Here is a 12,512-nt window from a genome sequence, read left to right as displayed (position 1 = left end):
GCAGTGAAAACACAGGCCAAAAAATTTGTTGCAACGGAAAAGCGTATTCTGACGCCTTCCGGTCGTTTGCAGCAAGTTGCGGCACTTGTGTACCGCTACGAAGCGCATGAATTGCAGGTTCTTGTCATTACCAGTCGCGGAACCGGCCGTTGGGTGATCCCTAAGGGATGGCCTCAAGTCGGTCGCACGCTGGCAGAAACAGCTGCTCGTGAGGCGTTCGAGGAAGCTGGCATACGCGGCGAGATAACATCTCAGCCTATTGGTAGCTTCGATTACTGCAAGAATGATCTACCGCCGGAATGCATCAACCAGTTTACGGTTGCTGTCTACGCCCTGCATTTTGCTGAGCGCGCTAAAGACTGGCCGGAACGTGATCAACGTGTTTGCGAGTGGGTTTCGCCGCGTGAGGCGGCTGAACGGGTGGATGAAGTTGATCTTAAGCGTATTCTGCTGGATTTTGATGGTTCGCGTATGGCCATTGCCGCTGAATAATACTCGCTATGCGGGGCTTGGACCGCTCTAATGATTATTCCAGACTATTCCCAAAACATATATTGGCGTTCCGGTGAGGTGTTTCTTACAGCGGTTCCAGTTAAGACTGAACCGCTGTAATTATTTATTTTGACGCATTATCCTACGCAAAACCGCTTCGCACTTTTTTGCTGGAAATGCTTTAAAACCAGAAAATAGAGCGCCGATTTGTTTCAATCAGATCGAAACTCGCTCCAGTGTTGCGGATCAGCATGTGTCTCCCAATAAACTGAGCTGTCTTTCATATAACTGTCATTCTCCCCGTTATCCACATTTCCCCGCAAAGCTTTCTCACAATATCTAGCGTCTGCCGCCTTATAGTAAACCAATGCTTGACGCTCATGGCCGAGTCGTTTTTTATGAAAGTGTCGTTGCGTAAGTAGCGTGGCCGAGCGTAAAGATTCAGTCGGTCTTTTCTTGAAATTTGTCGAGTTCAGAGCGGGCGTTGCGTCGAAGAGACGTGTATCGCGCGAGATTTTTTGCGTCGGAAATTCAGGACGTTAGCTCTGCAATAGGAATGAGTTTTGTTGGTGTCGATGTCGTATTAATACTAGATTTAGTATTTCCAATCATGATAACATACCAGATAGTGAAAACTTATCCGCAAGCTCATACAAGTTTGAATAAGCTGGCCAAATGGCTGGAATGTCAGACATGCTTCTCTCGAGGTATTATGTCTGAGTGAATTTTCGGGGAGCATATGCTCCTCAACCTGATTGCCCTCCCGCATGGGAGGACGTTCGAAACAAATATGCGAGACACATACCGTGGCTGGCGCGCCAGGGCTGAAATTTATCAGTCCAGCTACTATATATAGAACGTTTGGATGGGACAGATGAAGATCGAACGCCGTTTCACAAAAGAAAACCAGTCGGCCTATGCGGAGATCGAATTCCGCACGGCGACGAGTGAGATCAAGAATCCCGATGGCTCTGTCGTATTTCGCCTTGAGAACATCAATGTTCCGGCGCAGTTCAGTCAGGTGGCTGCAGACATTCTTGCCCAGAAATATTTCCGCAAAGCCGGTGTCCCTGCCCGTCTGAAAAAGGTTGAAGAGAACGATGTTCCATCGTGGCTCTGGCGCTCTGTTCCGGATGAAGACGCCCTGTCCAAGCTTCCTGAGAATGAGCGTTTCGGTTCTGAAATGGATGCGTGTCAGGTTTTCGATCGCTTGGCCGGCACCTGGACCTATTGGGGCTGGAAGGGCGGTTATTTCAATTCCGAAGAAGATGCGAACGCTTTCCGCGACGAGCTCGCTTATATGCTGGCAACGCAGCGTGTGGCACCAAACAGCCCGCAATGGTTCAATACGGGTCTGCATTGGGCTTATGGCATTGATGGCCCGGGTCAGGGGCACTTCTATGTTGACTGGCAGACCGGCAAGCTGACGAAATCGAAGTCCGCTTACGAACATCCACAGCCACATGCCTGCTTTATTCAGTCGGTTGGTGATGATCTCGTCAATGAAGGCGGCATCATGGATCTCTGGGTTCGAGAAGCACGTCTGTTCAAATATGGTTCCGGCACGGGTTCCAATTTCTCCCATCTGCGTGGCGAGGGCGAAAAGCTTTCAGGCGGCGGGAAGTCGTCGGGTCTTATGAGCTTCCTCAAGATCGGCGACCGCGCAGCGGGCGCGATCAAATCAGGCGGCACAACCCGCCGCGCCGCCAAGATGGTGGTTGTTGATGTCGACCATCCTGATATTGAAGACTATATCGACTGGAAGGTGAAGGAAGAGCAGAAGGTTGCTGCCCTCGTAACCGGTTCCAAGATCGTCAAGCTGCATCTGGCTGCGATCATGAAGGCTTGTGTCAATTGCGAAGCCGACAATGACGACTGCTTTGATGCTTCTAAGAACCCGGCTCTCAAGCGCGAAATCAAGGCTGCAAAGAAGAATCAGGTTCCTGAAAACTATGTGAAGCGTGTTATTCAGTTCGCGCGTCAGGGTTATACGGATATTCAGTTCAAGACCTACGACACAGACTGGGATTCAGAAGCCTATCTGACTGTTTCAGGCCAGAACTCGAACAACTCGGTATCGCTCAAGGATGAGTTCCTGCGCGCCGTTGAAAATGACAGCGATTGGAACCTGACCGCACGTCGCGATGGCCGCGTCATGAAGACCCTCAAGGCGCGCGATCTTTGGGAAAAGATTGGTTATGCCGCCTGGGCTTCGGCTGATCCGGGGCTTCACTTCAACACCACGATGAACGATTGGCACACTTGCCCTGCGGCTGGTCCAATCCGTGCGTCCAATCCGTGCTCGGAATATATGTTCCTTGATGACACGGCTTGTAATCTGGCGTCAATCAACCTGCTGACCTATCGCAACAAGGACGGCTCGTTCGACATTGCAGCGTATGAACACACTGCACGTCTCTGGACAATGGTTCTCGAAATTTCGGTGATGATGGCGCAGTTTCCTTCCAAGGAAATTGCTCGTCTCTCTTACGAATACCGCACGCTCGGCCTTGGCTATGCCAATATCGGCGGTTTGCTGATGACGTCTGGTATTCCTTACGACTCCGATGAAGGTCGTGCGATCTGCGGTGCCCTCACCGCTATCATGACTGGTGTGGCCTATGCCACTTCGGCTGAAATGGCCAAGGAACTGGGAACCTTCCCGAGCTATGAGCCAAATGCCGAAAGCATGTTGCGCGTCATTCGCAATCACCGCCGCGCGGCCTACGGCGAGAACGACGGTTATGAAGGTCTTGCTGTTAATCCGGTTGGCTTGATTGCTGAAGATTGTCCTGATCAGGACATGATCGCTCATGCACGCGCTGCATGGGACAAAGCGCTGGAACTTGGACAGCAACACGGCTACCGCAATGCACAGGCAACTGTTATCGCGCCAACTGGCACCATCGGCCTTGTCATGGATTGCGATACCACTGGTATTGAACCTGACTTTGCACTGGTGAAGTTCAAGAAGCTCGCTGGCGGCGGTTACTTCAAGATCATCAATCGTGCAGTTCCTGAAGCGCTACGCACGCTCGGCTATTCGGAAAGCCAGATTGCTGAAATCGAAGCTTATGCAGTTGGTCACGGCAACCTTAATCAGGCACCGGGCGTCAATCCTTCGACACTGAAGGCCAAGGGCTTTACTGACGAAAAGATTGAGACACTCAACGCAGCCCTCAAGAGTGCGTTCGACATCAAGTTCGCTTTCAATAAGTGGACGCTTGGCGAAGATTTCTGCAAGGACGTGTTGAAGCTTACCGATGAGCAGCTCAATGATTTCTCGTTTGAAATGCTTCCGGCACTCGGTTTTGCGAAGAAGGAAATCGAAGCAGCAAACGTTCATGTTTGCGGTGCGATGACGCTTGAAGGTGCCCCTTTCCTCAAGCAAGAGCATTATGCTGTGTTTGATTGCGCCAATCCTTGCGGCAAGATCGGCAAGCGCTATCTTTCGGTTGAAAGCCACATCTGGATGATGGCCGCAGCACAGCCGTTCATTTCCGGTGCGATTTCGAAGACGATCAACATGCCGAATGAAGCGACTGTTGAAGACTGCAAGAGCGCTTACATGCTCTCGTGGAAGCTCGCGCTCAAGGCCAATGCACTTTATCGCGACGGCTCCAAGCTTTCACAGCCGCTCAATGCATCGCTTATCGCTGACGACGAGGACGAAGATGATGCGGTTGAAGCACTGATCGAAGCACCTGCAGCTGCTCGTGCTGTTCAGATCACAGAGCGCGTTGTTGAAAAGGTTATCGAAAAAATCGTTCACGAGCGTGACAAGCTGCCGAACCGTCGTCAGGGTTATACGCAGAAGGCCGTTGTTGGTGGCCACAAGGTTTACCTGCGCACCGGTGAGTTTGGTGACGGTCGTCTTGGCGAAATCTTCATCGATATGCATAAGGAAGGCGCCGCTTTCCGTGCAATGATGAACAATTTTGCTATCGCCGTATCGCTCGGTCTTCAATATGGCGTGCCGCTCGAAGAATATGTCGAGGCATTTACCTTCACGAAGTTTGAGCCTGCTGGCATGGTCATCGGCAACGACGCGATCAAGACGGCAACGTCGATCATCGACTATGTCTTCCGCGAACTGGCTGTATCCTATCTTGGCCGAAACGATCTCGCTCATGTCGATACGAGTGATTTCTCCAACACGGCGCTTGGTAAGGGCATCCAGGAAGGTAAGACCAACCTCGTTTCAACTGGCTGGACGCGTGGCTACAAGCCGACCTTGGTATCAAACACTCAGCCGGGAAATGAATCGAAGGGGTCGGTTACATCTGCGCCACAAGGTTCGAATGTGACGACGTTGAAGTCCTCTTCTCCTCGCGCGGGCACTGTTGGTCTGGTGACAGACGGTGCAACGGCATTCAAGCGTGAGTTTGAAGAGCAGCCAACCCCAGCGGCCCAGCCAGAAAATCAGGCAGCGACTGAGCTGTTTTCTGACAAGGCGGCAGCTGATGCGGCATCTGCTCGCGCAGAAACGACAAACGCGGCCAAGAAGATTGAAGCTGATCGCCGTATTAAATCGATGATGCAGGGCTATACGGGTGACAGCTGCACGGAGTGCCAGAACTTCACAATGGTTCGTAACGGCACTTGCCTCAAGTGTGATACATGTGGTGCTACAAGTGGCTGCAGTTAATCTTCAGTTAGATTAAATATAAAAGGCAGGCCGGGTAAAACCGGCCTGTTTTGTTTCTATAGTATATTCTTTGCTGATTTATATTTCTCATCAACATCCCAATTTTTCATAAAATTTATAAAAATTTCGGAACTCAATGCACATCTCTACGTTCAACTAATGCAACCGAGCGTATAAAGGAGATGGTTATGCTTAGAACAACACTTCTGACAACGACGTGTGCACTGTTTATCGGTGGATCAGCTTTTGCACAGACTGCAACTCCGGCGCCGACAGAAGCAGCGCCTGCAGCAGCAGAGCTTCCTGTTTCATCTCAGAACATGTTTGGCAGTCCGCCTTCTGAAGGTGCCGATAAGGTCGGCTTTGTTGAGCCGAAGGATGGACAACTCCTTGTATCAAGCTTTATCGGTCAAACCGTTTATGAGAGCGACGCAGCCGATGCTGCCTCTGTTGGCAAGCTCAACGATTTGATCACCAGCCCTGAAGGTGAAATTCAGGCAGCTGTGATTGGTGTCGGTGGCTTCCTTGGTGTCGGCGAGAAGGACGTTGCCGTGAGCCCTGATCAGTTGCAGCTTGCAACGCGAAGCGACGGCAAAAAGTGGTTGGTTATCAAGGCCACGAAGGAGCAGCTGACCGAGGCACCGACTTTTGATCGTTCGGCACTCTTTGCCGACGGTGTAGCGGATAAAGCCGCAACAGGTGAGACAGAGACTCCGGCGACAGACGCGCCGACGGCTGATCCTGCTCCAGCGCCAGCAACACCTGCTCCTGCGCAGTAAAGCTATATCCTTGAGTACTGTATGGGTAAAAGTCCTGGCCTCTGGCCGGGGCTTTTATTTGAAATGAGGTACAAAGGTTGATTTCAGAAGTTCATCCAATTACCACTGTTTCACAATCACCAGATCATTTGGTTTAGCTCGTTCGGGAAAATCTATTGTCGGAATTCTTTATTGCCCATCCCTGGGCGCAGACGGTTGCGTCACTTGGCGGTCTTTTTCTTGCGGCGTTTGTCGCAAACTTCCTTATCAAAGCGATACTATTGAAGGTTCTAGATAGGATCGTTCAACGAACACCTTTCGGTCAGGACGAAGAACTCAAGAAAAACGGCGTGATTGGGCATCTGGCCAATATCGTTCCTGCGTTGATCATTTCGTCGGGCATCGCAGCTGTACCTGAATTGCCTCAAACTGCGCTGACGGTAATCAGCAATGTAGCGACTGCATTTATTATTCTGACGCTGGCTTTCACGGTAAGCGCTGTTCTGAGTGTGGTTGATACGCTTTATAGCCGCCGGGAAGAGTCTAAAGACCGACCGATCAAGGGCTATATTCAGGTTAGCAAGCTCGTAATCTACATTATTGCGATCGTGTTGATCATCGCGACGCTTCTTGATCGATCGCCTGTGATCCTGCTGTCTGGTGTGGGTGCCATGGCTGCGGTTCTTATTCTCGTGTTTCAGGATACGCTGCTCTCACTGGTTGCCAGTATGCAGATTGCTTCATCGAACATGGTTCGCGTCGGAGATTGGATTGAGATGAAAAATCTCGACGCCAATGGCGATGTGGTCGAGATCGCACTTTATACGGTGAAGGTGCAGAACTTCGATAAGACAATCACTACTATTCCCATCCGTAAACTCATCACTGAGCCGATGAAAAACTATCGCGGAATGCAGCAGTCTGGTGGCCGCCGTATCAAACGAGCGTTGTTTATCGATCAGGCAACCATACGCTTTCTAAGCGAAGGTGAACTTCAAAGCCTTACCTCCATCGATCAGCTCACAGGCTACCTGTCGAAGAAGGAAAAGGAAATTGCCGACTGGAATGCGAAGCTTGGCGACAAGGCAAAGAACCCGGTCAATACACGTCGCTTCACCAATATTGGCACGTTCCGCGCTTATGTAGAGACCTATCTGCGGAACCATCCCGGCGTTCACAACGGCATGACCCTGCTCGTGCGCCAGATGGACCCGACGCCGGATGGTTTGCCGCTCGAAATCTACTGTTTCACCAATACGACCGTCTGGGCATCTTACGAACAGATCCAGTCCGATATTTTCGACCATCTCTATGCAGTGATGCCGGAATTCGGCCTCTATCCGTTCCAGAATCCAAGCGGCGGCGATTTCCGCAAGCTCAGTCTTGCGGATTTGCCTGCAGTCACTGCAAAGCCTTCATGATAGCGGCCTGAAGTTCGGGAACCTTGTAACCCGTGCGCGACGGTGTGAGACCAAGGCGAATGATGGCCAGGTTCATCGAAGGTACAATGATCAGGCTCTGGCCATCATGGCCCGACATCCAGAAGGCATCTGCCGGGATGCCTTCTGTACCCGCTTGAATGCCAGCGCTTTGCAGCCATGTCTGAGCCGATCCGTAACGCCCCTGCGATGCTGGGGCTGGCGTCTGCATCAGGCGGACAAAATCCTCGCTCAAGAGCTGCTTGTCGCCGACTTTGCCCTTATCAAGCAGAAGGCGGGCGATGGAGAGCCAGTCACGCGCATTGGCATAAAGATAGGATGAGCCAACGAAGATACCGCTCGCATCCGCTTCCAGTGTAGCACTTGCAATACCCAATGGTTCAAAGAGTACTTTCTGCGCGTAGTTAAATGCTTCTTCAGGCGTGTCGAAGCTTTCCATATAGAGCTTTGACAGGATGTTCGCCGTGCCGCTCGAATAGTTGAACTTGGTTCCAGGTTGCGCTTCAAGCGGTAAAGAGGCAGCAAATTCTGTCATATTATTTTCGAGGAAAAGCATACGTGTTACGTCGGTAACGTTGCCATAGTCTTCATCGAATTTAAGGCCGCTCTGCATCCCAAGAAGATCGGCAAGCTTGATATTCGAACGGTCGTCACCTTCCCACTCTGGCAGAAGATGGTCGCGCTGAAGGTCCATTTTGGCTTCCGAAATGCGCATACCAATCAGTGTTGCCATAACGGATTTCGTCATGGACCAGCCCAAGAGAGGCGTATCGGCATCAAAGCCCTGCGCATAGGTTTCGGCGACGATCTGGCCGTCTTTCAGCACAGCGATGGCACGCATACCGGGGCCTGCAAATGCCGGGTTTTCGATGATGCTTTGAACTGCCGGGTTGATATTGATGTCGGCTATGAGAGCGGCCGCATCCATGGGCGCTGTCAGTTGAGGACGCAGATCCGTACCATGTACGTTGGCGCAGCCAAGGCCCGGACGATAGACGGCCTTGTTTGGCGCGAAGAAGCCAAAGATATGTGCAGTTACTGTCTCGCCGGCGTTATCGACCGAAACATCGACAAACTTCAGAAGCGGATGGCCGGGCGCCTGTACATCAAGTGCAAGCACTTCCTGCGGGTTGCGGTTTGCCAGAAACACATTGGAGCAGACGATTTTTGCGGCATAGCCGGTGCCGACTTTAAGAAGCTCCGGTGGCCGAAAGCCGAGCCATAAGACGACACCCAGCAGGCTTAAGAGGACAATGGAACCGGCAATCTTCAAAAAGCGTATCATATTCCCTCCCATGAGCCTGAATAGTGAGGCGTCTAACTGCCTCTTGAGAGCCAGTTATCCATGCCTTCTGCTGCGGCCTTCGCAATCGCAAAACATGCGGTGAGAAGATAGCCGCCCGTCGGTGCTTCCCAGTCGATCATCTCGCCAGCAACAAACATGCTGGGCAGTTTTTTGAGCATATAATGCTCATTGATTTCGCTCCATTCTATGCCGCCCGCAGAAGATATGGCTTCCTCAATGGGGCGTGGACGAAGGAGTGGCACTTCCAGTGACTTGATAGTCTGCGCCAGTTTGGCGGGGTCTTTTTCGCGCTGAAACTCAAGCACAAGTGCAGCTTTGACACCCTTAAGGCCAGCGCCCTTTCGCAATATATTACTAATACTTAGCTTCTTATCCTGGCGCGAAATATCAAGTGTCAGCCGTTCAAGCGTACGGCCCGGCGCAAGATCGAGAATGAGGTTGGCATGGCCGTCGCGTTCAAGGTCATCGCGCAAAGCAGCTGAATGTGTATAGACAAGGCTGCCTTCCACGCCGCCGCGCGTAATCACAAACTCGCCTTGTGTTATTCCTGCCTTGCTGGTGATCATCACCGACTTGACAGGCTCGCCTGCGAAGCGCTCGGAAAAGACGCCACTCCAGGCAACATCGAAACCGCAATTGGCCGGACGCATCGGCGTAATCCGGATGCCCTGCCCCTCGAATATTCCACTCCATGCGCCATTGGAACCCAGTTTGGGCCAGCTTGCGCCTCCGAAGGCAAACAGTGCGGCATCGCACGAAACAAGTTCAATTCCATTTGGCGTTTGCACGAGAGGCCTACCAGAATCGAAGCCTATCCATTTTTGCCGGGTCAGGATTTTAACGCCTTGTGCTTCCAATCGACGTACCCACGCGCGCAGCAAAGGCGAAGCTTTCATGGCTTTGGGAAATATGCGGCCGGAGGAGCCGACAAAAGTTTCTGCGCCGAGCGCATCGGCCCAGTCGCGTAAATTCTCCGGTGTGAACTGTTGTAAAGCTGGCAACAGGTGATCGTTGCTCATGCCGTAGCGCTGCGCGAATTGCGCAAATTCTTCGGAATGCGTGATGTTCAGACCGGATTTGCCTGCCAGCAAAAACTTGCGCCCAACGGTTGGCATCTGCTCATAAACCGTTACGGAATGTCCAAGTGCCGACAAGCGTTCGGCGGCGAATAACCCTGCAGGTCCGCCACCGAAAATCGCAATTATGCGTTCACGCATCGCTGTCCGCACCGCGCTCAAGCATCAATCTTCTTTCTCCAGCATTTCTTTAACAGCAGTTGCTAACTGTTTGAGAGAGAATGGCTTTGGCAAGAAGCCAAACTTGGCATCGGCTGGCAGATTGCGCGCAAATGCGTCTTCTGCATAACCTGAAACAAAGATGAACTTGATGTCCGGATGCGTCTTACGCAATTCGCGTAATAGCGTCGGTCCATCCATTTCAGGCATGACAACGTCGGAAACAACGATATCGACCTGTCCATTCAGTTCTTCAAGAACTTCAAGCGCTTCGACGCCTGATGCCGCTTCGTGGACTGTATAGCCACGCGACTGCAACGCGCGCACACCACCCATGCGAACCGCGTCTTCGTCCTCAACGAGCAGAACGGTCGCGGAGCCGGAAAGGTCAGTTGCCTTTTCGACCTTCTTCTCCTTGACCGCAATCGGTGCGTTATCTGCGCCCTTTTCTTCGATATGGCGCGGAAGGAAGATCTTGAAGGTTGTGCCCTTGCCGACTTCGGAATCGCAATAGATGAAGCCGCCGGTCTGCTTGATGATGCCATAGACCATAGAAAGGCCAAGACCGGTGCCTTTGCCGACTTCCTTGGTGGTGAAGAATGGTTCGAAGATTTTCTCAAGCACATCGGCAGGAATGCCAGTGCCATTGTCTGCAACTTCAAAGACGACATAATCGGCTTCAGGCAAGTCTCGATAGTTGAGCTTTGCGGCTTCTGAGGCTTTGACATTGCGCGTTCGCAAAGTGATCTCGCCACCTTCAGGCATGGCGTCACGAGCATTTACGGCCAGATTGACAGCAACCTGCTCGAACTGGCCCAGATCGGCCTTAACCGGCCAGACGTCGCGTCCATGTTCAATCTTAAGTCCAATATCCTTGCCAACGAGGCGTGCCAGAAGCATGCGCAAATCGGCCAACACATCGGTAAGGTCAAGAACTTCTGGGCGTAGCGTCTGACGGCGTGAGAATGCCAGTAGCTGACGCACGAGAGAAGCCGCACGATTTGCGTTCTGCTTGATGTTCATGATGTCCGGGAAGGACGGATCGGAAGCGCGATAATTGCTCAACAGCAAATCCGATGACATGATAATCGCGGTCAACACGTTGTTGAAGTCGTGGGCGATACCGCCTGCCAGTTGCCCCACTGCCTGCATCTTCTGGCTTTGCGCCATCTGATTTTCGAGCGCTTTCTGCTCGGTGGTTTCCACTGCAGAAATGATGGCAGCTTCTTCGCTGGTCTCGCGCAGATCGGTGACAGCACTTAAATAGAAACGAATATGACGCTCTTCATTACCCGGAAGAACAGTATCGACCGGCGAAATGCTGGCCTGACCCGCAAAAGCTGCGGCGAGTGCTTTGTTGAAAGTCTCGCGGTCACGTTCGTGAACGACATTCTCAAGCTTCATGCGGTTGTCGATGGCATCGCGATCAACCACAGGTGCAAAAATGTCAAGGAAGCGCGCATTGGTGCGCAGCGTATGCCCTTCAGCATCTACAGCAGCAATCGCCATCGGTGCCGAATTGAAGAAGCGCGTGAACCGCACTTCGGCAGAACGCAATGCTGCCGATGAATCTTCACCCTCGGCGCGATCAAGCACGATTGTGCGACTTGTGCCACGTGTTCCGTCGCGTGCAGCTTGAACGCGATGATAGAAGCGAACAGCAAGACTCTGGCCGTTACGCTTGATCAGATCAAGGTCGATGACCGTATTGCGACTGGTGCCCGGCTCCGCCTTGACGGCCTTGATGAGCGCCATCCCGCTACCCGCAACAATATCATTGAGTGTGAGTGAACCCGGGGTGAATTGGGTGAGGTCGACGCCAAGCCATTCGGCGAGCGTAGCATTGAGATAGATGATGCGACCCGACGGATCAGCCGAGAAAAATCCGGCAGGTGCATGATCAAGATGGTTGATCGCTTCCTGAAGTTCCTGAAAGAAGCGTTCCTGTTCGGCGCGTTCATCGGAAATATCCGCAATCTGCCAAGCAACCAACTGTCCCTTGAAGTCTGGCCCGCCATCAACCGGACGAGCCTTGATACGATACCAGACGGGGGCGGCAGAGCCGTGACCATCACGTGAAAGACCGCCAGATATGCGTACTTCTTCCTGTCCCGACAGGCCGTCACGGACCGCATTTGTCAGGCGATAGATGGCGTCGGAAGCAGCCGGTTCATTCGTCAGAATATTGTCGAGTGAGCGCACGCCGTCGGCAGTCGCAACGCCGGTCATGCCTGCATAGGAATTATTGGCGTAAACGATCTGGCCACGGGAATCCGAAATTACCGTTCCTTCGGGCAGCGTATCCATGAAGGTATGGGCCAGGTCCTGCCCGCCATGGCGCTGGCTGAACTGGATCAGACCTGTGGCAGCACCGAAAAGATAGAACACGCCGATCATGGACAGGATGCCCATCAGGACGATAGCAAAACCGTCACCTAGCTTGTCTCGAAACAGGAAATAGACAAGGGCTGCAACTGTCAGCACTATGCCGATGATCAGGAGCCTCAGTGCTGAGCTTGAGCCACGCTTCGGCATGACGAGCGGTTTCGGATAATTATTGTCCGTCTGTCGCGACATCAGGCCCACTGCCCTTTCATGCTGTTTGGCTGAACTGCATGGACGACAAATCGTCCG

The 12,512-nt window shown here is 52.3% G+C and carries 7 protein-coding genes; 4 read left to right on the top strand and 3 right to left on the bottom strand.

Translation table 11 applies throughout. From position 1 onward, the window contains the following. Positions 1–3 precede the first annotated feature (3 nt). The 4 genes from QBD00_RS20605 to QBD00_RS20590 all read left to right on the top strand — a co-directional run bounded on the left by QBD00_RS20605 (position 4) and on the right by QBD00_RS20590 (position 7,319). Positions 4–492: an NUDIX hydrolase gene (locus QBD00_RS20605; protein WP_151094852.1), complete on the top strand. Its 489-nt coding sequence runs from the start codon at positions 4–6 to the stop codon at positions 490–492. Between the two features lie 874 nt (positions 493–1,366). Next, positions 1,367–5,140: a vitamin B12-dependent ribonucleotide reductase gene (locus QBD00_RS20600; protein WP_318580421.1), complete on the top strand. Its 3,774-nt coding sequence runs from the start codon at positions 1,367–1,369 to the stop codon at positions 5,138–5,140. Positions 5,141–5,328: 188 nt separating this feature from the next. After that, positions 5,329–5,919 carry a PRC-barrel domain-containing protein gene (locus QBD00_RS20595; RefSeq protein ID WP_318580420.1) on the top strand — a complete coding sequence of 197 codons (591 nt, stop codon included), beginning with the start codon at positions 5,329–5,331 and terminating at the stop codon, positions 5,917–5,919. 155 nt (positions 5,920–6,074) lie between these two features. Next, positions 6,075–7,319 carry a mechanosensitive ion channel family protein gene (locus tag QBD00_RS20590; protein ID WP_151094858.1) on the top strand — a complete coding sequence of 415 codons (1,245 nt, stop codon included), beginning with the start codon at positions 6,075–6,077 and terminating at the stop codon, positions 7,317–7,319. Here QBD00_RS20590 and QBD00_RS20585 read toward each other — a convergent pair. From QBD00_RS20585 to cckA, 3 genes are read right to left on the bottom strand one after another with little or no spacing between them, the layout of a single operon-like run. After that, a complete protein-coding gene (locus tag QBD00_RS20585; RefSeq protein WP_318580419.1) occupies positions 7,300–8,622 on the bottom strand; it encodes a serine hydrolase in 1,323 nt (440 codons plus the stop codon). The two genes, QBD00_RS20590 and QBD00_RS20585, sit on opposite strands and share 20 nt — an antisense overlap. Positions 8,623–8,654: 32 nt before the next feature. Further along, positions 8,655–9,860, bottom strand: coding sequence for a TIGR03862 family flavoprotein (locus tag QBD00_RS20580; RefSeq protein WP_318580418.1), 1,206 nt, complete (start codon positions 9,858–9,860; stop codon positions 8,655–8,657). Positions 9,861–9,884: 24 nt separating this feature from the next. Beyond that, positions 9,885–12,455: a cell cycle histidine kinase CckA gene (gene cckA, locus QBD00_RS20575; RefSeq protein WP_095446655.1), complete on the bottom strand. Its 2,571-nt coding sequence runs from the start codon at positions 12,453–12,455 to the stop codon at positions 9,885–9,887. Positions 12,456–12,512: the final 57 nt, after the last annotated feature.

This window comes from Ochrobactrum sp. AN78 (genome assembly GCF_029909885.1).
GTDB lineage: Bacteria > Pseudomonadota > Alphaproteobacteria > Rhizobiales > Rhizobiaceae > Brucella > Brucella quorumnocens.
This window is presented reverse-complemented; position numbering and strand designations above follow the sequence as displayed.

Coding starts and splice junctions, on each gene's coding strand:
- QBD00_RS20600 (WP_318580421.1), top strand. CDS start 1,367: ATGAAGATCGAACGCCGTTTCACAAAAGAAAACCAGTCGGCCTATGCG.
- QBD00_RS20595 (WP_318580420.1), top strand. CDS start 5,329: ATGCTTAGAACAACACTTCTGACAACGACGTGTGCACTGTTTATCGGT.
- QBD00_RS20585 (WP_318580419.1), bottom strand. CDS start 8,622: ATGATACGCTTTTTGAAGATTGCCGGTTCCATTGTCCTCTTAAGCCTG.
- QBD00_RS20580 (WP_318580418.1), bottom strand. CDS start 9,860: ATGCGTGAACGCATAATTGCGATTTTCGGTGGCGGACCTGCAGGGTTA.
- cckA (WP_095446655.1), bottom strand. CDS start 12,455: ATGTCGCGACAGACGGACAATAATTATCCGAAACCGCTCGTCATGCCG.